The organism is Methylobacterium sp. SD274, assembly GCF_017355285.1.
Lineage (GTDB): Bacteria > Pseudomonadota > Alphaproteobacteria > Rhizobiales > Beijerinckiaceae > Methylobacterium.
Genome location: NZ_JADIJP010000034.1, coordinates 21,309 through 42,953 on the forward strand (window position 1 = coordinate 21,309; position 21,645 = coordinate 42,953).

22 protein-coding genes and 1 pseudogene are annotated in these 21,645 nt (G+C 65.9%); 11 read left to right on the forward strand and 12 right to left on the reverse strand.

Annotated elements, in window-relative coordinates:
• Window positions 1–48: 48 nt before the first annotated feature.
• Window positions 49–1,278, reverse strand: a complete 1,230-nt coding sequence (locus IPV08_RS21385; RefSeq protein ID WP_207413537.1) for a GGDEF domain-containing protein — start codon at window positions 1,276–1,278, stop codon at window positions 49–51.
• Between the two features lie 381 nt (window positions 1,279–1,659).
• On the opposite strand from IPV08_RS21385, the gene IPV08_RS21390 reads away from it, so the two are divergent.
• The 4 genes from IPV08_RS21390 to rimM all read left to right on the forward strand — a co-directional run bounded on the left by IPV08_RS21390 (window position 1,660) and on the right by rimM (window position 4,646).
• Window positions 1,660–1,890 (forward strand): hypothetical protein, encoded by a 231-nt coding sequence (locus IPV08_RS21390; RefSeq protein WP_056432777.1) that lies wholly within the window; start codon window positions 1,660–1,662, stop codon window positions 1,888–1,890.
• 17 nt (window positions 1,891–1,907) lie between these two features.
• Complete coding sequence (gene ffh, locus IPV08_RS21395; RefSeq protein WP_056432774.1) at window positions 1,908–3,473, forward strand: signal recognition particle protein; 1,566 nt, start codon at window positions 1,908–1,910, stop codon at window positions 3,471–3,473.
• A gap of 111 nt (window positions 3,474–3,584) precedes the next feature.
• Window positions 3,585–3,947, forward strand: a complete 363-nt coding sequence (gene rpsP, locus IPV08_RS21400) for a 30S ribosomal protein S16 (RefSeq protein WP_018042769.1) — start codon at window positions 3,585–3,587, stop codon at window positions 3,945–3,947.
• Between the two features lie 12 nt (window positions 3,948–3,959).
• Window positions 3,960–4,646 carry a ribosome maturation factor RimM gene (gene rimM, locus IPV08_RS21405; RefSeq protein ID WP_207413539.1) on the forward strand — a complete coding sequence of 229 codons (687 nt, stop codon included), beginning with the start codon at window positions 3,960–3,962 and terminating at the stop codon, window positions 4,644–4,646.
• A 28-nt stretch (window positions 4,647–4,674) separates the two neighbouring features.
• On the opposite strand, the gene IPV08_RS21410 is transcribed toward rimM, so the two are convergent.
• From IPV08_RS21410 to IPV08_RS21420, 3 genes and pseudogenes are all read right to left on the reverse strand, one after another.
• On the reverse strand, window positions 4,675–5,466 hold the full coding sequence (locus IPV08_RS21410; RefSeq protein WP_056432769.1) for a DUF4239 domain-containing protein: 792 nt from the start codon (window positions 5,464–5,466) through the stop codon (window positions 4,675–4,677).
• A gap of 79 nt (window positions 5,467–5,545) precedes the next feature.
• Window positions 5,546–6,286, reverse strand: coding sequence for a methyltransferase domain-containing protein (locus IPV08_RS21415; RefSeq protein WP_207413541.1), 741 nt, complete (start codon window positions 6,284–6,286; stop codon window positions 5,546–5,548).
• A 345-nt stretch (window positions 6,287–6,631) separates the two neighbouring features.
• Window positions 6,632–7,568 (reverse strand): annotated as a pseudogene (locus IPV08_RS21420) (IS110 family transposase).
• 252 nt (window positions 7,569–7,820) lie between these two features.
• Between IPV08_RS21420 and trmD the strand changes: the two are divergent.
• The 5 genes from trmD to IPV08_RS21445 all read left to right on the forward strand — a co-directional run bounded on the left by trmD (window position 7,821) and on the right by IPV08_RS21445 (window position 13,649).
• On the forward strand, window positions 7,821–8,537 hold the full coding sequence (gene trmD, locus IPV08_RS21425; protein WP_207413543.1) for a tRNA (guanosine(37)-N1)-methyltransferase TrmD: 717 nt from the start codon (window positions 7,821–7,823) through the stop codon (window positions 8,535–8,537).
• A 157-nt stretch (window positions 8,538–8,694) separates the two neighbouring features.
• A complete protein-coding gene (locus tag IPV08_RS21430; protein WP_207413545.1) occupies window positions 8,695–9,861 on the forward strand; it encodes a phosphoserine transaminase in 1,167 nt (388 codons plus the stop codon).
• 209 nt (window positions 9,862–10,070) lie between these two features.
• Entirely contained in the window at window positions 10,071–11,663 is a 1,593-nt protein-coding gene (gene serA, locus IPV08_RS21435) for a phosphoglycerate dehydrogenase (protein WP_207413547.1), read from the forward strand.
• Between the two features lie 497 nt (window positions 11,664–12,160).
• Window positions 12,161–13,270 (forward strand): S-methyl-5-thioribose-1-phosphate isomerase, encoded by a 1,110-nt coding sequence (mtnA, locus tag IPV08_RS21440; RefSeq protein WP_207413549.1) that lies wholly within the window; start codon window positions 12,161–12,163, stop codon window positions 13,268–13,270.
• Between the two features lie 85 nt (window positions 13,271–13,355).
• Window positions 13,356–13,649, forward strand: coding sequence for a hypothetical protein (locus tag IPV08_RS21445; RefSeq protein WP_207413551.1), 294 nt, complete (start codon window positions 13,356–13,358; stop codon window positions 13,647–13,649).
• Between the two features lie 60 nt (window positions 13,650–13,709).
• On the opposite strand, the gene IPV08_RS21450 is transcribed toward IPV08_RS21445, so the two are convergent.
• From IPV08_RS21450 to IPV08_RS21485, 8 genes are all read right to left on the reverse strand, one after another.
• Entirely contained in the window at window positions 13,710–14,303 is a 594-nt protein-coding gene (locus tag IPV08_RS21450; RefSeq protein ID WP_207413553.1) for a hypothetical protein, read from the reverse strand.
• Between the two features lie 143 nt (window positions 14,304–14,446).
• Entirely contained in the window at window positions 14,447–15,436 is a 990-nt protein-coding gene (locus tag IPV08_RS21455) for a MaoC family dehydratase (protein ID WP_207413555.1), read from the reverse strand.
• Window positions 15,437–15,735: 299 nt separating this feature from the next.
• Entirely contained in the window at window positions 15,736–16,833 is a 1,098-nt protein-coding gene (ychF, locus tag IPV08_RS21460; RefSeq protein WP_056432743.1) for a redox-regulated ATPase YchF, read from the reverse strand.
• A gap of 8 nt (window positions 16,834–16,841) precedes the next feature.
• Window positions 16,842–17,309: a PIN domain-containing protein gene (locus IPV08_RS21465; protein ID WP_207413556.1), complete on the reverse strand. Its 468-nt coding sequence runs from the start codon at window positions 17,307–17,309 to the stop codon at window positions 16,842–16,844.
• Window positions 17,299–17,511: a hypothetical protein gene (locus IPV08_RS21470; RefSeq protein ID WP_246748117.1), complete on the reverse strand. Its 213-nt coding sequence runs from the start codon at window positions 17,509–17,511 to the stop codon at window positions 17,299–17,301. The genes IPV08_RS21465 and IPV08_RS21470 overlap by 11 nt, the downstream gene beginning before the upstream one ends.
• A 78-nt stretch (window positions 17,512–17,589) precedes the next feature.
• Window positions 17,590–18,210 carry an aminoacyl-tRNA hydrolase gene (gene pth, locus IPV08_RS21475; protein WP_207413559.1) on the reverse strand — a complete coding sequence of 207 codons (621 nt, stop codon included), beginning with the start codon at window positions 18,208–18,210 and terminating at the stop codon, window positions 17,590–17,592.
• A 235-nt stretch (window positions 18,211–18,445) separates the two neighbouring features.
• A complete protein-coding gene (locus IPV08_RS21480; protein WP_056432735.1) occupies window positions 18,446–19,141 on the reverse strand; it encodes a 50S ribosomal protein L25/general stress protein Ctc in 696 nt (231 codons plus the stop codon).
• Window positions 19,142–19,399: 258 nt separating this feature from the next.
• The gene (locus tag IPV08_RS21485) at window positions 19,400–19,828 is read right to left on the reverse strand and encodes a pilus assembly protein N-terminal domain-containing protein (protein ID WP_246748119.1); all 429 of its coding nucleotides are present in this window, start codon (window positions 19,826–19,828) and stop codon (window positions 19,400–19,402) included.
• Window positions 19,829–20,349: 521 nt separating this feature from the next.
• Between IPV08_RS21485 and IPV08_RS21490 the strand changes: the two genes are divergently transcribed.
• Both IPV08_RS21490 and IPV08_RS21495 read left to right on the forward strand, forming a co-directional pair.
• Complete coding sequence (locus IPV08_RS21490; protein WP_207413562.1) at window positions 20,350–20,517, forward strand: Flp family type IVb pilin; 168 nt, start codon at window positions 20,350–20,352, stop codon at window positions 20,515–20,517.
• Between the two features lie 264 nt (window positions 20,518–20,781).
• On the forward strand, window positions 20,782–21,288 hold the full coding sequence (locus tag IPV08_RS21495) for a prepilin peptidase (protein WP_207413564.1): 507 nt from the start codon (window positions 20,782–20,784) through the stop codon (window positions 21,286–21,288).
• Window positions 21,289–21,645 lie beyond the last annotated feature (357 nt).

Sequence of the window (21,645 nt, forward strand, 5' to 3'; positions counted from 1 at the left end):
TCCCGCGAGATGCGTGACTCTCATAGCGCTCGACCGGAGGCGGTGGGTTCAGCCTGCCAGCGGGATGCGGGAGGCGCGGTCGGGCAGGCGCGCGGTCTTCGCTCCGCCCGCCTGACCTGCGCCGAAGTTCGGCCGGGACGCGAAGGGCAGGAATGTCCAGCCGTCTCGTTTCCGGCCCTTCGTGACGTAGAGCGCGGAATCCGCGCATTCGATCAGTTCCTCCGGCATGTGGTGCCTGCCGGGGACGGCCGAGGTCACGCCGATGCTGATCGTCAGCCCGATGCGTTCGCCACGCCAGAGGAAGGGTGAAGCGCGCAGGGCCGCGTTGGCCTGCTCGGCGATCCGACCGGCCGCATCCCCTTGGACGCCGCGAAGCAGGATGCCGAATTCGTCGCCGCCGAGCCGCGCGAACACATCGGCGGGACGGATGATTCGCTGCACCGCGTCCGCCACGTGTTTGAGCGCGGCATCGCCGGCCATGTGGCCGAGGTCGTCATTGATCCCCTTGAACCGGTCGAGATCCATCAGCATCACGCTGAACGGCTCGCCCGTCTTGCGCGCGCATTCCCCGGTGAGCTGCTGCATGAACTGGCGGCGATTGGGCAGGCCGGTCAGGTCGTCCTCGGCGGCGAGCCGCTCCACTTTCGCCATCAGGCTGTCGACCACCGAGACGATGAAGCCGAAATTCCAGATGATTCCCGCCAGGATGAAGACCAGCAGGTCGATGGCCGCGAGGGAGACCAGGGAGACATCCGGCGCGATGCCGCTGAGCCTCACCGTCACCGCGCAGGCGACGATGCCATGGGCCGTGATGGCCGACGCCAGGGCGCTCATCGTGATGAGTGCGCCGAGCTCCCGTGTTCGGCGCTGGGCGAGATAGAGAATTGCGAGCACGAGAGGAATGCATTGCGACGTGACGTAGAGTGGGTTCTGGCCCCACCAGGGCCGCCAGGTGAGGGCCATGGCCAGGATGCTGGCGGCCAGCAGCCCGGCATGGAGAGCCCAACGCGGCCTGTCCCCGTGGAAGCGGCGCAGGCCGACCGTATTCAGGTGAAAGGCCAGACAGGCGACGGCATTCCCGCCGACGGTGGTGGCGAAATTCCCGACGCCGCCATCGATGGTGAGCAGGATGCCGCCCGCCACATGAGCCATGCTGCCCGCCAGCCAGTAGCGCACCCCCGGCAGCGTCCTGTAGCGATAGAGGATGGCGGCCCACAGCACGCAGTGCGAGAGCCCGGCTATCAGCACGATGAGGTAGAGCGTATAAAAGTCCGGCATGCGGGGCAGGTGCTTCTTTCGTCATCCGCGAAGTCTGAGGCCGATTCTCGGGCCCGGATTACGGGCCTCGCCGTGGCCAAGCTCGAAGGAGGCGACGCCGAATACGTGATTCGCAGCCGCCCCGACGTTAGACGGAGGAATATCGAGGCCAAGCACCATACTCCCGGCCGCGATCGCGTGGCGGGATTTGTCCTTGGTTTCCACCGCGATCTTGACTTGCGTGGGCTCTCGGACTAGTCCGCCAACCTCATATCCGACGACATGTCGTCAATACGAACGCCGACCGGCCCTGTGAGGCTGGAGGTCAACGCCCGACAGCGCGATGCGCCCTCGGGCGAGTTTCGCGTTGGAAACAGGCCGTCGCTCCGCCGATCCAGACGAGTGAGTCTCGCCCTGTCGCAAGCGCATGAACCCCTTCGCATCGAGGATGCGGTCAACGACGTCTGCCCCTGGTCGGGCAAGCCGATCGCGGTCGATTCCCTGACGCTCTACAACGGGTCCGTCGTCGGGTTCTGCAATCCCGATTGCCGGGACAAGTTCGCGTCGGCGATCAACGCCTTCGAGGCGGCGCTGCAGGTGCGGCGCGTCTCGTCCGCCGGCCTGTTCCAGTAGGTTCGGAGAGCCAGACGATGTTCGAAGGCCTGTCCGACCGCCTGTCCGGTATCCTCTCGGGGCTCACCCGTCGGGGTGCGCTCACGGAAGCCGACGTCACCGCGGCCCTCCGTGAGGTGCGGCGCGCGCTGCTCGAAGCCGACGTCGCCCTCGAAGTGGTGCGCGGCTTCACCGAGAAGGTCCGCGAGAAGGCGGTCGGCGCCGTCGTCGTCAAGTCGGTGACCCCCGGCCAGATGGTCGTGAAGATCGTCAACGACGAACTCGTGGCCATGCTCGGCTCCGAGGCCGGCCTTATCGATCTTAACGCCCCCGCCCCCGTCGCCATCCTGATGGTCGGCCTCCAGGGCTCGGGCAAGACCACCACCACCGCCAAGATCGCCCGGCGCCTGACCAACCGCGACAAGCGCAAGGTGCTGCTCGCCTCCCTCGACACCCGCCGCCCGGCCGCCATGGAGCAGCTGGCGATCCTGGCCAAGCAGGTCGGCGTCGACAGCCTGCCCATCGTCGAGGGCCAGTCGGCGGTGCAGATCGCCCGCCGCGCCATGGATGCCGCGCGCCTCGGCGGTTTCGACGTGGTCATGCTCGACACCGCCGGTCGCATCACCCTCGACGAGGCGCTGATGGCCGAGGCCGCCGAGGTCAAGGCGGCGACGAAGCCTCATGAGGTCCTGCTGGTCGCCGACGCGCTCACCGGGCAGGACGCCGTGGTCACCGCCCGCGCCTTCGACGAGCGCCTGGGCGTCACCGGCATCGTGCTGACCCGTATGGACGGCGATTCGCGCGGTGGCGCGGCGCTCTCCATGCGCGCCGTCACCGGCAAGCCGATCAAGCTCGTCGGCACCGGCGAGAAGGTGGACGCGCTCGAGGAGTTTCACCCCTCCCGCGTCGCCAACCGCATCCTCGGCATGGGCGACATCGTCTCCCTCGTGGAGAAGGCGGCCGAAACCATCGACCATGAGCAGGCGCTCCGTACCGCGGAGAAGATGCGCAAGGGCAAGTTCGACCTCGACGACCTGTCGATGCAGCTCGCCCAGATGGAGAAGATGGGCGGCATCGGCGGCCTGATGGGCATGCTGCCCGGCATGGGCGCCATGAAGAAGCAGGTCGAGGGTGCCAATCTCGACGAGAATATGTTCAAGCGCCAGCGCGCCATCATCTCGTCGATGACCGCGCAGGAGCGCAAGAATCCCGACATCCTCAAGAATTCCCGCAAGAAGCGCATCGCCGCGGGGTCGGGGACGAAGGTGGAGGAGCTCAACAAGCTCCTCAAGATGCACCGGACCATGGCCGACATGATGAAGGCGATGGGCTCGGGCAAGCGCGGCATCGGCCAGGCGCTCGGCTCGATGTTCGGTCTGGGTGGCGGTGGCGGGATGGGCGGCATGCCCGGCCTTCCCCCCGGCATGCCCGAGCCGACGCCCGAGCAGATCGAGGCGATGCAGAAGCAGTTGGGCGGCAAGCTGCCGCCCATGCCGCCGGGCTTCGGCGGCGGAAAGATGCCGGGCCTTCCGGGGCTCGGAGGACCGAAGGGGCCGGGCGGTCTGCCGGGCCTCGGCGGTTTCCCGTTCGGGAAGAAGAAGTAGGGGCGAATGGGGAGTAGCGAATAGCGAAGGGGCGGCAGGCCGGCTCTCTTCGCTACTCACTACTCGCTATCCGCCAAGAACGATCAGATTACCAACCTCCAGGAGCACACCATGTCCCTCAAGATCCGTCTCACCCGTGGCGGCGCCAAGAAGCGCCCGTATTACCGCATCGTCGTCGCCGATGCCCGCGCGCCCCGTGATGGCCGCTTCATCGAGAAGGTCGGCGTCTACGACCCGATGAAGGCCAAGGACGATCCGGCCCGCATCGTGCTCGAGTCCGAGAAGATCCAGGCCTGGCTCGCCAAGGGCGCCCAGCCCACCGACCGCGTCCTTCGCTTCCTCGACGCCGCCGGCCTCGCCAAGCGCCCCGCGCGCAACAACCCGCAGAAGGCCGAGCCGGGCGAGAAGGCCAAGGAGCGCGCCGCCAAGCGCGCCGAGAAGGCCGCCGCCCCGGCCGAAGACGCCGCGGCCTAAGGCGTCCCCGCGATGGCGCGCCGCCCCGGAGGCACTTCTTCCGCCGGCGATGGCGGCCGTCGCGACCGCCCGAGCCGCTTAGGCTCGGGCTCGGCCACCTCCGCGCATCGGCCCCGGCCGATGCCGGAGGTGCCGCTCCCGTCCACCGATCCGAGCCTCGTCCAGATGGGCGAGTTCGGCCGTGCGCACGGGCTCAACGGCGAAATCCGCCTGAAATCCTATACCGGCGACCCGCAGGCCATCGGCTCCTACGGGCCGCTCATCGGCGCCGGGGGGCAGCGCATCGAGCTCACCGATGTGCGCCGGGCCGGCGGAGCCTCGCCCGACCTGCTCGTCGTGCGGGTGAAGGGCGTCTCCGACCGCACCGGCGCGGAAGCGCTCAACCGCCTCGCCATCTACCTGCCGCGCGACCGCCTCGGCCAAGTCGAGGACGAAGACGAGTTCTTCACGGCCGACCTCGTCGGGCTCGATGTGGTGGATGTGTCGGGCGCGGTCCTCGGCACGGTCACCGACGTGCCGAATTACGGCGGCGGCGATCTCCTGGAAATCAAGCCGGCCCTCGGCGGCGCGACCGCGCTCCTGCCTTTCACCAAGGCCTTCGTCCCGACCCTCGACGTGGCCAATGGCCGGATCGTGATCGATCCGCCCGACGACCTGTTCGCGCCCGCCGGGCCGAAGCCGCCCGACGAGCCCGCCTGAGGCGGGAGCGCCGGGACTTTACCGTCGCTCAGGGCTTCGGGCTCGTCATCGCCGTCCGCGCCATCTCCAGCGGTGCCGACGTGACCGGCATCGGCCCGTCGAAGGGCCGCTCGTGCAGGCCGATCATGCCCAGCGTCGTCACCGTGGCGGCCGAGAACAGGATCATCGCGACGGCCTGCGGCACCGGCTTGTCCACGTGGATCAGCCCGATGGAGAAGAGGGTGAGCAGCGCGAGCACCATCAGTGTCAGCCATTTCGACTGGTCGCCCTGAACGTCGGCGAGGCCGAGGCGCGTGCCGCGCTCGGCCCGCAGGTTCATCACCGCATCGAGAAGGCTTCCATGCGCGGCAGCTCCCGCCTCGGTGCTGTGCCGGGGATCGGCCACGGATTGCATCAACTCGCCCAGGGCGTCGTTCGCGGTCCCCGAAGACTCGCCCTGTGTCATCTTCGGCCATTCGTCGTCGATCAGCGCGTTCGCGTAGGCGAGCAGCTTGGTGCGGATCGCGGACATGTCGGAGGCCGCGGCGAGGCTCAGATCGTGAACGGCGAGGAGGTTGGTCTTCTCCGATTGCACGATCTTCGTCGCCTGCCGCTGCCGTTCCCAGGCGTCGTTCGCCACGAAGCCCGTGAGCAGCGCCAACATCACCGAGATGGCGTTGAAGTAGGGGGCGACGACGCCGATGCCGAGCTTGTGCATGCCCGGGCGGGTCGCGGACCAGACCGAGAGGATGCTGATGACGCCCATCAAGACGGCGAAGACCGCCGACAGAAGGACGAACATCAACCAGACCGGCTGATCGAGCCAAAACGTCAGGACCACGCACGTATTCTCCCGCTCGCTCTTCGAGCTGGGACGATGATAGCCGTTCGCCGCTACCGAACCGTGAATCCGCCCTCGCTCAACGCTGGCCGGTTCGCGTCGCCCCATCCGTGCACGGGGTGATCGAGGAGGGATCGGGGCGTGCCGCAGGGGCCGGAGCCTCGAAGATCGCGAGATAACCGACTCCGCCCTCCAGCACCGAGAAGCCGATCTCGCGATAGCCCGCCGCCGAGAGTTCGCACCGCAGCAGGGCCGGCGGCGTACCGTGCCGCGACGGGATGGCGTCGGCATCGACGATCCCCACCCGGCCACCGGGTTTCATCGCCGCGGCCAGGTTGTGCAGGAGGCCGTAGGGCTGGCTGATCTCGTGGTACATGTGAACCAGCAACGCCGCGTCGAGGGAGCCTGGCGACAGGCGCGGATCGTGCGGCTCCCCCCGCACCACGGTGACGTTGCCGAGCTTGGCGCGCGCGAGACGCGCCGTGAGGTCGGCGAGATAGCGCGGCGTCACGTCCTCGGCGAAGACATGGCCTCGGGGACCGACCCGTTCGGCGAGACGCGTCGTGTAATAGCCGCTCCCAGCCCCGATATCGGCCACGGTCTGGCCCGGCGCGATCCCCATCAGCCGCGCCACCTGGCCCACCTCATCGACCTTGTCGCGCTGGGCTTCGGAGGCCCAGAGCGGCGCGATGATCTCGGCCACCGGCCTGTCCGGTTTTGGAAAAGCGGAGGCAGGGGTGCCAGGAGGTGCCAGCGGTTCTGCGGCGAAGGCCGGGACGATGAGGGTGAGGAAGGCCGCAAGGGCGAGACGAGAAGACATGGTGGGACAACGAGGCGGCCCGCCCGGAAGTGCCCTCCCCCGGTTGCCTGCGGCATTCACACATCTGGCGGGCAGCGCTGGTCCCCACTCCTGGAAGGCAGGGCGATCGCATATGATACCACGCCGTCATTCCGGGTCGCCACAGGCGAGCCCGGACCCGGAGGGCCGCGCCAGAGGCGTGCAATCCAGAGCCGCCGACAGTGTAAAGTCCTGCACCACTCGTGTTTCTGGATCCCGGGCTCCGCTGCGCGGACCCGGGATGACGGGGTGGTGCCAGCGGGTTTCTGACAGGCAAATCGGCATATGCGATAGCCCTGTCTGGAAGGAGAGCGACTGTCTTGTCGGTCAAGCGCTTTGGGGCTGCCATGGCGTGGTGCTCCGCAGGATGGCATTGAGGATGGTGAGGAGCTTTCGGGCAGTGGCGACGAGGGCGACCATCTTGGGTTTTCCGGCCGCCACGAGCTTGTCGCGGAAGGCTTTGAGGATGGGATTGTGACGGGCTCCCACCATGGCGCCGAGGAAGAGGGCCGTGCGCACGCTGGCCCGGCCGCCGCCGATGAAGCTCTTGCCGCGCCACTGGCCGGACTGGCGCGTCCAGGGGGCGAGGCCGGCGAGGGCCGCGATCTGGCGGCGGTCGAGGCTGCCGAGTTCGGGCATCTCGGCCAACAGGGTGCGGGCGATGGTCGGCCCGACGCCCGGCACGGAGACGAGCAGATCCTCCTTCTCGCGCCAGGCGGGCGAGCCGCGCACGGCACCGTCGATGTCCACGTCCACGCTGGCCAGTTCCTTCTCCAGCGCCTTGATCAGGCGCCGGATGCTCTTCTGGATCCGCGCCGGCGCCCGCTTCTCCCGCTGGCGTTCGGCACCGATCATCGCCACGATCTGACGGCGGCGCGCCACCAGATCGGCCAGGAGCCGGGTCTCGGCATCCGGCAACGGGCGGATGGCCGGTTTCGTGGCTTGCGTGAAGCGCGCGATCACGGCCGCGTCGATCGGGTCGGTCTTGGCGCGTTGGCCCAGCGCCCGGGCGAAAGCGCGCACCTGGGCCGGGTTGACCACCACGACGGGCAGCCCGGCCGAAGCCAGACCGGCCGCCACCACGGTCTCGAAGCCGCCCGTGGCCTCGAGAGCGACGGCGCCCGGCGCCAGGGGAGCCAGCCGCCCGCACAACTCCGCGATGCCCGGCCCCGTCCCGAGGGACATGGAAGGTGTCCTGGCTCGGCAGGACATGCACATCCAGCCGGTCCTTGGAGACGTCGATCCCAATCACGATGGCGTCCATCCGATCCCATCCTTGCGCAAGCGGGCTTCGCGAAACGCGGCCCAAGCGACTGTTCGGGGTCGATGGAACGGCAGGCGAAGACCCAAGCTCTCCTGCGGGCTCGCCGGCCCTTGGGAACAACGGTCTCTCGCCTGCCACTGCACCGGAAAGCTTACCAGATGCGGCACCAGGCAAGTTACAAGGGAGACGGTCGAGGTGTGAGCCCGGAAGAGGATCGTTGACCCGCCATCACCACACGCGCCATCAAGCGCCATGACGCCCGCGCCCTGGACCGCCACCATCCTCACCCTCTACCCGGAGATGTTTCCCGGCCCGCTCGGCATCTCGCTCTCGGGCGACGCGCTCGCGCGCGGAACCTGGGCGCTCGAAGCCCGGCAGATCCGCGACCACGGGATCGGCCGCCACCGCGCCGTGGACGATACCCCGTCGGGGGGCGGAGCGGGCATGGTCCTGCGCTGCGACGTGCTGGGTGCGGCCATCGATGCCGCCGCTTCCCCCGGCGACACGCGGCCTCGGCTGCTGATGAGCCCGCGCGGACGCCCCCTGACGCAAGCGCGCGTGCGGGAACTCGCGGATGGGCCGGGACTCGTCGTCGTCTGCGGCCGGTTCGAAGGGGTGGACGAGCGGGTGATCGCGGCGAGGCAACTCGAAGAGGTCTCCATCGGCGACTACATCCTGTCCGGCGGCGAGATGGCCGCGATGGTCGTGCTCGACGCCTGCATCCGGCTTCTTCCCGGCGTCATGGGTAAATCCGCCTCGGGAGAGGAAGAGAGCTTCGAGGGCGGCCTCCTCGAATATCCGCATTACACGCGACCCCGCGAATGGGAGGGACGGGCGATTCCCGAGATCCTCAATGGGGGCAACCACGGCGCCATCGCGCGCTGGCGCCGGGGCGAGGCTGAGCGGATCACGCGCGAACGCCGGCCTGACCTGTCTGTGCGATCCGGCATGTCCTCGACAAAGCCTTGATCCATCAAGGTTTGACCACGACAGACCATGACATTCCGGAGGGCGGGACTGAATTTATCCGCAACGCATCTTGCTTATTCGTCGCATGAGGTTCATTGGCAGCGGCGGGCCACTCCTCCCCAACGAGGAGCATTCATCTGTAAGGATGGACTTTGTCATGACACGTCCCACCACGCGCCCCCGCGTGCCGAATTTCTCGTCCGGCCCCTGCACCAAGCGTCCCGGCTGGACCCTCCAGGCCCTTCAGAACGCCGCTCTCGGCCGCTCGCACCGCTCGCCCGCCGGCAAGGCCAAGCTGGTCGAGGCCATCGAGCTGACCCGCACCGTGCTGCGCGTGCCCGCCGATTACCGCATCGCCATCGTCCCCGCCTCCGATACCGGCGCCGTCGAGATGGCCATGTGGTCGATGCTCGGCCCGAAGACGGTCGAGGTCGCCGCCTGGGAAGCCTTCGGCTCCGAATGGGTCACCGACGCGCTGCAGGAACTGAAGATCTCGCCCATCGTCCACGAGACCGCCTATGGCGTGCTGCCGGACCTGTCGGCCATCGACACGAAGCACAACGACGTCATCTTCACCTGGAACGGCACCGCCGCCGGCGTCCGCGTGCCGAATGGCGACTGGATCGCCGCCGACCGTGAAGGCGTGACCATCTGCGATGCCACGTCGGCCGCTTTCGCCATGCCGCTCGACTGGGCCAAGCTCGATGTCGTCACCTTCTCCTGGCAGAAGGTGATGGGCGGCGAGGCCGCGCACGGCATGTTGATCCTCTCGCCCCGCGCCGTCGCGCGCATCGAGAGCAACACCCCCGCCTGGCCGATCCCGAAGGTCTTCCGGATGGCCAAGGGCGGCAAGCTGATCGAGGGCATCTTCAAGGGCGACACGATCAACACGCCCTCGCTCCTCGCGGTCGAGGATTACCTCGATACCCTGCGCTGGGCGCAAGGCATCGGCGGTCTCGACGCGCTCCACGCCCGTGCCGACGCCAATGCCAAGGTCGTCCACGACTGGGTGGCGCGGACCCCGTGGATCGGACACCTCGCCGTCGACCCGGCGACGTATTCGAATACCGGCGTCTGCCTCATCATCACCGATCCGGACGTCCTCGCGATGGGTGACGCGACGGTGGCGTCGGTGGCCAAGGGCATCGCCGACACGCTCGATTCCGAGGGCATCGCCTTCGATATCGGTGCCTATCGCGATGCGCCGGCCGGCCTGCGTATCTGGTGCGGCGGCACGGTGGAGACCTCGGATCTCGAGGCCCTGATGCCCTGGCTCGACTGGGCCTATGCCGCCCAGAAGGCGAAGCTCGCCAAGGCTGCCTGAGGCAATGCTCCCCTCCCCCTCTCCCCTCTGCGGGAGAGGGTGGCCCGCGCAGCGGGTCGGGTGAGGGGAGCTCGCTGTCCGGAGAGGTCGTCCCCTCTCCCGGTCGCTCCGCGACCACCCTCCCCCGCAATGGGGGGAGGGTTGAGACCTGCCGCGCCCTCACACCTCACCTCCGAAATCATTCCCTTCCTCAAGAGCCGGAGGCCATCATGGCTGCTCCCAAGGTGCTCATTTCCGATTCCCTCTCCAATGCCGCCGTGCAGATCTTTCGCGACCGCGGAATCGACGTCGACTTCTTCCCCAACCTCGGCAAGGACAAGGAGCGCTTCGCCGCGATCATCGGCCATTACGACGGCCTCGCCATCCGCTCGGCCACCAAGGTCACGGAGAAGGTGCTGGCCCAGACCTCGCGGCTGAAGGTCATCGGCCGGGCGGGGATCGGCGTCGACAACGTCGATGTCGCCGCCGCCACGGCGCGCGGCGTCATCGTGATGAATACGCCCTTCGGCAATTCGATCACCACCGCCGAACACGCCATCGCGATGATGTTCGCTCTCGCACGGCAGATCCCGCAGGCCGATCTCTCGACCCAGGCCGGCAAGTGGGAGAAGAACCGCTTCATGGGCGTGGAGCTGACCGGCAAGACGCTCGGCATCATCGGATGCGGCAATATCGGCGCCATCGTCGCCGACCGCGCGGTGGGCCTGAGGCTGAAGGTCGTGGCCTACGACCCCTACCTCTCCCCGGAACGCGCCCTCGAAATCGGGGTCGAGAAGGTCGAGCTCGACGCGCTGCTGGCGCGGGCCGACATCATCACGCTCCATGTGCCGATGACCGACAAGACCCGCAATATCCTGTCGGCCGAAAACCTCGCCCGCGTGAAACCCGGCGTGAGGATCGTCAATTGCGCCCGTGGCGGCCTCGTGGACGAGGTGGCGCTGCGTGCCGCCCTCGATTCGGGCCATGTGGCCGGGGCTGCCTTCGACGTGTTCGTCGACGAGCCGGCGACCGAGAATCCGCTCTTCGGCCATCCCAACGTCATCTGCACCCCGCATCTCGGCGCCGCCACCAACGAGGCCCAGGAGAACGTGGCGCTGCAGGTCGCCGAGCAGATGTCCGACTACCTGATGACCGGCGCGATCACCAACGCGATCAATTTCCCGTCCATTTCCGCGGACGAGGCTCCCCGGTTGAAGCCGTTCGTGGCGCTCGCCGAAAAGCTCGGCTCGTTCCTCGGCCAGCTCACGGACGCGCCGATCAAGGGCATCCGCATCACCTACGAGGGCGCTGTCGCCGGCATGAACACCCGCGCGCTCACGGCGGCGGCGGTGACCGGGGCGCTGCGGCCGTTCCTGCAGGACATCAACATGGTGTCGGCCCCCGCTCTGGCGCGGGAGCGCGGCATCGTGGTGGACGAGATCAAGCGCGAGGGCGGCGCGAGCGACTACGAATCCGTGATCCGCATCACGGTCGATGCCGAGGATATGCCGCGCGACGCCGCCGGGACGGTGTTCCATGACGGCAAGCCGCGGATCATCGAGATCCGCTCCATCGCCATTGATGCCGCCTTCGCGCCGCACATGCTCTACGTGCGCAACCACGACAAGCCGGGCTTCATCGGCCGGCTCGGCACCATCCTGGGCGAGGCCGGCGTCAACGTCGCGACTTTCAACCTCGGCCGCGAGGAAGAGGGCGGCAACGCCATCTGCTTCTGCGCCGTCGATGCACCGATCTCGGACAGCGTACGGGTGGAGATCGAGACGATCCCGCAGGTGAAGCGGGCACGGCCGGTGAGCTTCTGAGCGGGGATTAGTTAACCCTCCCCCCTCTGCGGGGGAGGGTGCCCGCGGAGCGGGCGGGAGAGGGGCCGGCACAGGTCCTTCCGGAGGCGTCGCTCCCCTCCCCCGACCTTCGCTGACGCGAAGGCCACCCTCTCCCGCAGAGGCTACTGGATTCAGACATGTCGCGGGCTGCGCTGACGAGCCCTCCTCCCCGGCGGATCTCGGGCTTGCCCGAGATCCGTCGAGCTTGTGGCGAGGAGTTGGAGGTGGGGGGTGGTTGGGCGACCCTCATACCGCCGAGGCTGGCGGAGCCACCCCCACTCCTAACCTCTCCCCACAAGGGGGAGAGGGACGCGCCTTCCCTCAAAGAGCCGATGTGTGAAGCCGGCCATGGAAGGTTGGGCGGGATTTCGACCGGCTGGCCTTACACGTCTCGCGCCCACCCTTGATGGAGCGAGGAGCATGGCGCGTAGCCCAAGGACTGGCCCTTGCGCCCGGAACATGCGAGAGGCCCGCGCATGAACATCGACGGCAAACCCTACCGCACCATCCTTCCCGCCGCCGACGGCGCGTCCGTCGAGGTCATCGACCAGACCCGCCTGCCCTTCGCCTTCGAGATGAAGCGGCTCGCCACCCTGGACGAAGCGGCCGTTGCCATCCGCACCATGATCGTGCGCGGCGCGCCGCTCATCGGCGTCACGGCGGCCTACGGCCTGGCCCTGGGCCTGCGCAGGGATGCTTCCGATGCCGGGATCGACCATGCCGTCGAGACGCTGGCCGCCACCCGTCCCACCGCGATCAACCTGCGCTGGGCCCTCGACCGTGTCGCCGCCAAGCTGCGCGAGGTCGAGGTCTCGGAGCGCGCCGCCTTCGCCTTCGCCGAGGCCGGGCGCATCGCCGAGGAGGATGTGGAGAGCTGCCACGCCATCGGCCGCCACGGCGCCGCGATCCTGGCCGATCTGCACAAGGCCAAGGGTTACGATAAGGAAGAGGGCCGCCGCCTCAACGTGCTGACCCATTGCAACGCCGGATGGCTCGCCACGGTGGATTGGGGCACCGCGCTGGCGCCGATCTACGTAGCGCACGAGGCCGGCATCCCGGTCCATGTCTATGTCGACGAGACCCGGCCGCGGAACCAGGGCGCGGCGCTCACCGCGTTCGAGCTCAACGCCCACGGCGTGCCGCACACCGTCATCGCCGACAATGCCGGCGGCCACCTGATGCAGCATGGCGAGATCGACGTCTGCATCGTCGGTTCGGACCGCACCACGGCCTCGGGCGACGTTTGCAACAAGATCGGCACCTACCTGAAGGCGCTGGCGGCCTCCGACAACCGCGTGCCGTTCTACGCCGCCCTGCCCTTCTCCACCATCGACTGGACGCTGGACGACGGTGTCGCCCAGATCCCGATCGAGGAGCGCGACGGTCGCGAGGTCTCCCATCTCACCGGCCGTCTCGCCGATGGCGGCTTCGCCACGATCGAGGTGGTGTCGCCGGGCAGCCCGGTGGCCAACCCCGCCTTCGACGTGACCCCGGCCCGCCTGGTGACGGGGATCATCACCGAGCGCGGCGTGGCCTCGGCGGATGCGGAGGGATTGTTGGCGCTGTATCCGGAGCGGCGGAGATAACCCTTAGACGAACAAGCACTGTGCTATTGCAACCAAGGGTGTCAATGTGATCTAATCTGCGCCTCTCAACTGCGCTGGATTCACGATGCCACGGACTCTTGAAGCTGATATTTTAGTTCCCACTCTCAAAGGTTTAGCAGCGCGTGGCTGTATGGATACACCTCAGAGGCTTGCATATCTCCAAGGAATACTAGTTATTTCCGCCGAAGATCAAGAAATTTTGGATAATAGAAATGACACAAAATTTAGTCAGATAGTGCGAAATCAAGTATCCCATCGCACCGATGAAGGAAATATCGTTGCTGAAGGCTATGCAACGTATGATTCTGTAAGAGGTCTTTGCATTACTGATAAAGGGCGAAAGCTCATATCTCGGTAGTTCTAGAACTGATTATACCGGAGCTGACTCTCAATTCTTTTATTGAGAGTCAGCTGAACATCATGAGAAAAGCTTTTTATAACCTGGTTTAAACCATTTCATCTCGGTGGATCCCGAAGAACTCTTGTCCCATACAAACCAAGCATATGCGGTCGTTCCAGATCCCTTTTGGATTGCCCCGTGAGTGTAGAACGTAATTCTTTCGCTAAATATCCAAACACGTGCCGGAGGGTTGGACTCAAACAAAGTCCTTTGTCTATTTGCTCCTTCTAAAAAGGCCAACCTCAATAATAGTGCGAATTTTCCATCGTAATTTTTGAGTCCAGATTTCACAAAGCCTTCTGCGCTATTGTATGGCGGATTTGTAACAATGTTTTTGCATCTGCGGGTGCTATGCAAGAAATCTTGATTGGGCTCGCCATAACCTCGATCATAAAGATCCGAACTATAGACCTTGTTGCCGAGAGTTTCTAAGACCTTGGACATTGCTCCATTCCCGCAAGCGCATTCCCAGATGTCACCGTCGAACAGTTCATTGTCGATAAGTGCGTGAGTGGCCCAAGCCGGGGTCGGGAAGAAATCAGGCCCATCGAGATCAGCGGAGCGCTTGGCCGTGGGCTTAAATCCTCCATTAATGTGATAGGTAGAATCCATATTAATTGCCTGATTTTGTTGGTGAATTAAGCCAGAATGGGAAGGATGCAAAAACTTATGTTCTTGCTATGTTCTAGTGCTTATAAACTGCAACTTTGCATTTGTCGATAGCTTTTGCGACTACCTAAGGATGATATCTGGTATCACACCTCCCACTGCCAGAACACCGACCCCGTAAACTCGAACACCCGCTCTCCGCGCTGGTTCTGCGCGGTGTTGTGGTGGGTGGCGACGCCCCAGCCGGGGCGCGAGGCGGATTCGCGCTTGTCGAGTAGAGTGCAGGCGTAAGCGATCGTGTCGCCGGCATAGACCGGGGCGAGCCAGCGCATGTCGCGAAAGCCCGGCGAGGGGCCGAGCTGCGGCACCGGACCGGCCCGCTCCGTCAGGGCGATGTCGCGCTGGCGGGTGATGTGCAGGCGTTTCATCCACACCGCCGCCGTGTGCCAGCCCGAGGCGCAGAGCGCGCCGAAATGGGTCTTTCGGGCGGCGTCCGCATCGAGATGGAAGGCCTGTGGGTCGTAGTCCCTGGCGAAGGCGATGATCGCCTCCGGGGTGAAGACGTGACGGCCGAGATCGCGGATCGTGCCGAGCTTTGCCTGTTTGAGGAAGAGGAGCGTCTCCGCATCGTCGCCCTCGATCACCTCGACCGGGTCTCCGGGCGTCACCGCGCGCGGCGGCAGGGGATCGGCCCCGCGCCGGGCGAACATGACCGTGAAGGCCTGAATCATCACCGATTCGTCGCGCCCGTTCACGACCGTGAGGGTGAAGCGGACGAAACCGCGATCCGGCTTCGAGTTCGAGGCGCGGCACTCCTCGACCTTGGTGACGATCCGCAGCGCGTCACCCGGCAGGACGGGGCGGAGCCATCGCAATTGCGAGATGCCGGGCGAGCCCATGGAGGTGGCGCCGCGAAAGACATGGGCCTGGAGCAGGCGCATGCCGAACCCGGCCGTCTGCCAGCCGGAGCCGATCAACCGACCCGCCAGCGTCGCCTTCGCGGCGTCCTCGTCGAGATGGAAGGGCTGCGGATCGAACTCCTTCGCGAAGGCGACGATCGCCTCCCGCGTGACCGTGAGCGGGCCGCCCTCGATCACGTCGCCGGGGGTGAAGTCCTCGAAGGTGATGCCGGTCATTGAACCTCTTGTCCCCGGGTCGCAGAGTTTCGGGTCGAAGGATGGCGCTGCGCTCGCTTCAGGGGCGGCCCGCCTCTCCCCGCTTGCGGGGAGAGGATCACAAGCACCTCGTCGTGCTTGTGATGAGCGGAGCGAGGGTGAGGGGGCCGTGCCGGAGGAGGCTCATTCGGACGAGCCCCTCACCGTCGGCTGCCGCCTCGCCGCGCCGACGACGGGGTCGTCTCGGCCCTCTCCCCGCGTGCGGGGAGAGGGGATGGGCGTCCTCACCCCGGCGGATGCCGGCAGGCTGGTCCAGCTCCTCAATTGGCGAAGCGGAAATGCAGTACGTCACCGTCCTGCACCACGTAGTCCTTGCCCTCGAGGCGGAACTTGCCGGCCTCCTTGGCGCCGCTCTCGCCCTTCAGGGCGGTGTAATCGGCGAACGCGATGGTCTCGGCGCGGATGAAGCCCTTCTCGAAATCCGTATGGATCACGCCGGCGGCGGCAGGCGCACGGGTGCCCTTCTCGATGGTCCAGGCGCGCGCTTCCTTCGGACCCACCGTGAAGTAGGTGATGAGGCCGAGAAGCTCGTAGCCCGCGCGGATGACCCGGTTGAGGCCGGGCTCCACGAGCCCCACCGCTTCGAGGAAGTCGCCCTGGTCGGCGAGCGGCATCACCGCGATCTCGCTCTCGATCTTGGCCGAGACCACCACCGCGCGCGCCCCCTCGGCCTTGGCCTGGGCGATCACCGCCTCGGAATAGGCGTTGCCCTTGTCGGCATCGCCCTCGTCCACGTTGCAGACGTAGAGGACGGGTTTCGCCGTCATCAGCCCGAGGGTCTGGAACAGCTTCTCCTCTTCCGGCTTGCGGCTCACCAGACGGGCGGGCTTGCCCTCGCGCAGCAGCGGCAGCGCCCGCTGGACGAGGTCGAGCATCTCCTTGGCTTCCTTGTCGGCGCCCTTGGCCTTCTTCTCGAGGGCGAAGAGGCGCTTCTCGAGGCTGTCGAGGTCGGCGAGCATCAGCTCGGTCTCGATGGTCTCGATGTCTGCCTTCGGGTCGACCTTGCCCTCCACATGGGTCACGTCACCATCGGTGAAGCAGCGCACCACGTGGGCGATGGCGTCGACCTCGCGGATATTGGCGAGGAACTGGTTGCCGAGCCCCTCCCCCTTCGAGGCGCCGCGCACGAGGCCGGCAATGTCCACGAAGGTCAGCCGCGTTGGGATGATCTCCTTCGACGTGGCGATCCGCGCCAGATCGTCGAGGCGCGGATCCGGCACCGCCACCTCGCCGACATTCGGCTCGATGGTGCAGAACGGATAGTTTGCCGCCTGCGCCGCCGCGGTCTGCGTCAGCGCGTTGAAGAGGGTCGACTTGCCGACGTTCGGCAGGCCGACGATGCCGCATTTGAAGCCCATGATATTCCTCAAGAGTTCGCGAAGATCGATTCCGGTAAGGCCCGAAACGGATTCACGATTGTCGTTCCTTCGACCTCGCGGCCGTGCTGATAGTCTTCCGACAGAAGGAAGCGGCATCCGGCCCGGATCGCGGAACCGAGGATGACGCAGTCCCACCACTGAAACCGGGTCTGCTCCCGCAGTGACCACGCATCCCCGACGAGGGCGAGATCGGTGGCGCCTTCCGACCATTCCTCCAGTGCCAGCGTCGTCTGCCGCGCATCCTCCGGATCGATCGGGAGCCGACCGCGCAGGATGACGGCATGCAACTCGCCGAGAACCTGCGGGCTCACGACGATCAGGCCCCGATCCGCCAGCGCTTCCAGCCAATGCCGCGCCATGGATTGCTTCTCAGGGAAGCGGTCGTCGCGGGCATACACGAAGACGTTGGTATCGACGAACACCCGGCCCGTGACGGGGACGGTGTCACTCGGCATCGTAGATCTGATCGCGCGTCGGAGCGCGCCCGTTCTCATCGAGGAGATGGAGGGGTGGCCCCGCCAGGAAACGCTCTAGTGCCTGACTCTGGGAGAGCGGCCGGCCGACGCGTTGTTCGACCGTCTCGGCGATGAACTTCGAGAGGCTCTTGCCGTCACGCGCCGCGGCGACGCGAGCGCGTTGCAGGAGGCTCTCATCCATCGTCACCGTGACGTTCCTCAAACCAGCCTCCCCACCCGTCGAATCCGAGCTTCGATATCGTGTTCCCGTGTTTTCGTGTCAATCACGGCCGGTGGCCGCCGCGTTGACCTGCTTGACGTCGTCCCAACCCCGGCCCGCCATGGCGAGGTGGACCTTGTTCTGGAAGCTCGCGTCTTCGCCCTGGGCCAGCAGGGGAGCGTGGTCCGCCACGGCGCGGCAGAGATCCTCGACCCAGGCCCGCTCCCCCTTGCCGAAATCGTTCAGCACGTAGGCATGGACCAGGGCCTTGTCGCCCGGATGACCGATGCCGAGACGGACGCGCCGGTAGTCGTTGCCGCATTGGGCGGTGATCGAGCGCAGGCCGTTATGCCCGGCATTGCCGCCGCCGAGCTTCACGCGGAGCTTGGCCGGGGCGAGGTCGAGTTCGTCGTGGAGCACGATGACGTCGGCGAGGGCGATCTTGTAGAAGCGCTGGGCTTCCGAGACCGAGCGGCCGGATTCGTTCATGAAGGTCTGCGGCTTCAGCAGGACGACCCGTTCGGTGCCGAGCGTCGCCTCGGTCACCTCACCCTGGAACTTGCGCCGCCAAGGCGCGGCGCGGTGGACGCGCGCCATCTCGTCGAGAGCGAGGAAGCCAATATTGTGGCGGTTGCCCGCATAGCGGGCCCCTGGATTGCCGAGCCCGACGATCAGGCGCATGGCATCATCTCCAAGACGATTTCGTCACGAGAGCGCTCTCCGCCGAAGTGGATGCCGGTTCGGCGAAAAAGAGCGCGGCAAAACAGAAGGCTTAGAGCTGCGCCCGACCCAACGTGGGCGGGCGCAGCTCTAAGGACGGATGACGAAGGGGCGACGTCAAACGAAAAGGTGCCCCGACCTCGCGGCCGGAGCACCCGTGGAGAAAGACGAGACCGGGGCGCGCAGCCCCAGGGCCTCAATCCTCCTTCTTGTCTTCTTCAGCCTCGGCGGCCTCTTCGGCCTCAGCCTCGGCCTTCTCTTCGGCAGCTTCGGTCGACTGCGCCTCGGCGATCGCGGCCTCTTCGGCCTCGACCTCGGCGCCGAGCACGGTCGGCGGCACGACGTTGGCGACGACGGCCTCGGCCTCACCGGTGAAGGTCGTGTTGGCCGGCAGCTTCACGGCTTCGATGTGGATCGAATCGCCGATCTGGAGACCGGTGAGATCGACCTCGACCGCGTCGGGGATCGCGTCTGCGGGCACTTCGAGCGAGAGTGTGTGCAGGACGACGTTCAGGGTGCCGCCATTCTTCTTGATGCCGGGGGCCTCATCCTCGTTGATGAAGTGCACGGGCACTTCGACGGTGAGGCTCTGGCCGGCGACGACACGCAGGAAGTCGACATGCAGCGGCACACCGGTCACCGGATCGAGCTGGAAGTCGCGCGGGATCGCGCGGGTCTTGCGACCACCGGCATTGATCTCGAACAGCGTGGTCTTGAAGCCACCGGCATAGATCAAGGTCCGGGTGCGGACGAGGTCGATGGCGATGGATTGCGGAGCCTGGCCACCACCATAGATGACGGCGGGAACGTTGCCCTGGCGACGAACTTCCCGGGCGGCCCCCTTGCCGACCCGGTCGCGTGCCACGGCCTCAAGCGGCTTTACTGCGCTCATGGCGTGATCCTTCAAACAAAACAGAAAAAAGCCGCGAAACGCCAAAGGCCGCCCGAAACGGACGGCCCTCACCGATCCACGACGCGCCCGTGCCTCCAAGGGTGTCTGGCGGGCGCGTGTGGTGCATACCCGCAAGTGACCGGAAGTGCAATGTTTCCACTTCGATCGCCTTCGCCCACATATCGGAAGACATCGTTCCGATCTGCCCCGGCGCGCGCCCGGTGCTGAAGCAGCCTCGTCGAATTCCGGGGGCCCGTCCTATTTCGGGCCGCCTCCTCCGCCCCCGCCTCCCCCCGTGGCCAGGTTGCGGCGGGCATCGGCCTGCCCGCTGACATCGCCGAAATACTTCGTCGCATCGCCGAGCTGCATCGACGGCATGCAATTGGGGGTGCAGGAATAGGATTCGCGGTCCAGCCCGCGCTGAACCGTGACGATCGAGCCTTGAGCGGCTTGGACGCTGACGATGGATTCGGCGAGCATCGCGCCGGACGCGTCGAGGGCGATGAGATTGGTGGAGCCGAAGCTCTTGCCGGTCAGGATGACGATTCCGTTCCGCTGGAGCGCCACATCCGCCACCAGAGGGTTGCCGACGATCACCGTCTGCGTCCGCTCGGGCAGGCGAATGACCTTGGCATTGTCGACGCTCACCGCCACGGTGGCCGGGGCCGTCTCCGCCAGGGCGGGCATCGCGCCGAGAGCGAGGCAGAGGGCCACTCCGACCCCTCGAGCGTGGCGCGTCAGGGGCGAGCGTGTCGGCAGTGACCGGTGGCCCATGGCTCTGATGCTCTCGGCTAAACCCGCGCGTTTCCGGCTGAGCCCCCATGCGGAACGGCCAGCCTCTCTTCGTCAGGCGAGTGTTAAGCACGTGGTGGTGAACGAAGCGCTAAGGCCGTTCGGCACACATCTCGACGCATCGGTCCGTGACGTCTTGACGAAATGATTTGGCATCATGTCGCCATGGCGAAGGTCATGGCAGTAGATTTTTCACGAGATGCAGCGGAGTTTGTTCTTCGCGAAATGTGTAAAAATACATCTTTTTCATTCATTCTTCTTTTACCAAAAGACAATCGAGGGGTTCTCGACGCTATTTGCGCGGCCGATTTAACCCAATCTCAAGAGAAAGCGGGCAATGTTATTTTCAGTCGCCGATCGAGACAAGGCAACGTTCGACGGCAACTTGGCAAGACAACCAATTGGGAAATACTGTTATGTCGAGCATCTTCAAGCGTTTTGCCGCCGATGAATCCGGCGCTACGGCCATCGAATACGGCCTCATCGCCTCGCTCATCGCGGTGGCTATCATTACTGGGCTTACCACTCTTTCGGGTAGCATTACGGGCGCCTTCGATAAAGTTGGGTTGAGTTTGGCCAAGTAAGTAGCGCTGAGTAGCTCCATAAAGTCATCCGTTACAGAATTCTGTGCCGGTCATGCTTTAACCAGCTGTCCATTGGTAAAGTAATAGCGCCGTCAGACGGTCTTTTTAGATCGTCCGACGCTGCCATTTGTATTCTTTCGGCGTTGTTGGTTCCGCCGTCCATGATCATGGCCTTACTCACTTTGCTAATAATAACAACCTGACCGGTTTCGGATCACCGGAACCCGCCGGGCGTATTTTCCGGCCGAGATCGAGGCTGTTCCCATGGCAAGCGTCGCGCTGCTGATCGTGTTTCCGTTCCTGATGGCCTATGCGGCCGTCCGCGACCTGTTGACCATGCTGATCCCGAACACGGTGTCCCTTCTCCTGCTGGCGGGCTTTGCTCTGTTCGCGGTCGCGACGGGATTATGGGGGTGGGACCTCATGAGCCATCTCGGCGCCGGGGCGGTGACGCTCGTCGTTACTTTTACCCTCTTCGCCTTGGGCAAAATCGGCGGCGGCGATGCCAAGCTTGCCGCTGCGACGGCGGTATGGATCGGGTTCGACCGGTTGCTGGAGTATCTGGCGGTCGCCTCGCTCGCCGGGGGTGCGCTCTCCCTGGCGATCCTCATGGCGCGGGCGCATCCGCTGCCGCCGCTGCTCGGCCGCCTGCCCTTCGCCCTCCACCTGCACGATGCGAAGACGGGCGTGCCCTACGGAATCGCCCTCTCCTTCGGCGCCCTGATCGTGATCCCGGAGACCATGACCTGGGCAAGAATGATGGCATCCTGATATAAGATGCACGTCCAGGGTGAGCTTGCCGAGCCCGGTCTGAAGCCTGGAAAGTCCTGACCTCAGCAAGAGCAGATCTGTCGCAGGACAGTCGCATTCGGCCATCGTTAGTTTTTGTTAACCGTAATTTGAGGAATCCCGTCGAACAAGGGATGGTGACGGCACGAGGCCGTCCTGTCAGGTTCGAACACGGCGATGAAACCAGCCCGCCTTGCCGTTCTCGCCATCGCCCTCGCCGCCGGGGGCGGGGCATCGCTGCCGCTCATCAGAAACGCGGCCCCGCCCCCGGCGGCGAGGGCGCTGGCGAGCACGGCCAGGCGGGCTGGCCTCATCGCCGCGGTCGAACCTGACAGGACC

Bases quoted from the DNA above. Each gene is read 5' to 3' on its own strand.
- IPV08_RS21430 (WP_207413545.1), top strand. From the start codon at position 8,695: ATGACACGTCCCACCACGCGCCCCCGCGTGCCGAATTTCTCGTCCGGC.
- IPV08_RS21465 (WP_207413556.1), bottom strand. From the start codon at position 17,309: ATGCCGAGTGACACCGTCCCCGTCACGGGCCGGGTGTTCGTCGATACC.
- IPV08_RS21385 (WP_207413537.1), bottom strand. From the start codon at position 1,278: ATGCCGGACTTTTATACGCTCTACCTCATCGTGCTGATAGCCGGGCTC.
- serA (WP_207413547.1), top strand. From the start codon at position 10,071: ATGGCTGCTCCCAAGGTGCTCATTTCCGATTCCCTCTCCAATGCCGCC.
- mtnA (WP_207413549.1), top strand. From the start codon at position 12,161: ATGAACATCGACGGCAAACCCTACCGCACCATCCTTCCCGCCGCCGAC.
- IPV08_RS21450 (WP_207413553.1), bottom strand. From the start codon at position 14,303: ATGGATTCTACCTATCACATTAATGGAGGATTTAAGCCCACGGCCAAG.
- IPV08_RS21415 (WP_207413541.1), bottom strand. From the start codon at position 6,286: ATGTCTTCTCGTCTCGCCCTTGCGGCCTTCCTCACCCTCATCGTCCCG.
- rimM (WP_207413539.1), top strand. From the start codon at position 3,960: ATGGCGCGCCGCCCCGGAGGCACTTCTTCCGCCGGCGATGGCGGCCGT.
- ychF (WP_056432743.1), bottom strand. From the start codon at position 16,833: ATGGGCTTCAAATGCGGCATCGTCGGCCTGCCGAACGTCGGCAAGTCG.
- rpsP (WP_018042769.1), top strand. From the start codon at position 3,585: ATGTCCCTCAAGATCCGTCTCACCCGTGGCGGCGCCAAGAAGCGCCCG.
- IPV08_RS21480 (WP_056432735.1), bottom strand. From the start codon at position 19,141: ATGAGCGCAGTAAAGCCGCTTGAGGCCGTGGCACGCGACCGGGTCGGC.
- IPV08_RS21495 (WP_207413564.1), top strand. From the start codon at position 20,782: ATGGCAAGCGTCGCGCTGCTGATCGTGTTTCCGTTCCTGATGGCCTAT.
- IPV08_RS21470 (WP_246748117.1), bottom strand. From the start codon at position 17,511: ATGGATGAGAGCCTCCTGCAACGCGCTCGCGTCGCCGCGGCGCGTGAC.
- pth (WP_207413559.1), bottom strand. From the start codon at position 18,210: ATGCGCCTGATCGTCGGGCTCGGCAATCCAGGGGCCCGCTATGCGGGC.
- ffh (WP_056432774.1), top strand. From the start codon at position 1,908: ATGTTCGAAGGCCTGTCCGACCGCCTGTCCGGTATCCTCTCGGGGCTC.
- IPV08_RS21445 (WP_207413551.1), top strand. From the start codon at position 13,356: ATGCCACGGACTCTTGAAGCTGATATTTTAGTTCCCACTCTCAAAGGT.
- trmD (WP_207413543.1), top strand. From the start codon at position 7,821: ATGACGCCCGCGCCCTGGACCGCCACCATCCTCACCCTCTACCCGGAG.
- IPV08_RS21455 (WP_207413555.1), bottom strand. From the start codon at position 15,436: ATGACCGGCATCACCTTCGAGGACTTCACCCCCGGCGACGTGATCGAG.
- IPV08_RS21490 (WP_207413562.1), top strand. From the start codon at position 20,350: ATGTCGAGCATCTTCAAGCGTTTTGCCGCCGATGAATCCGGCGCTACG.
- IPV08_RS21485 (WP_246748119.1), bottom strand. From the start codon at position 19,828: ATGCCCGCCCTGGCGGAGACGGCCCCGGCCACCGTGGCGGTGAGCGTC.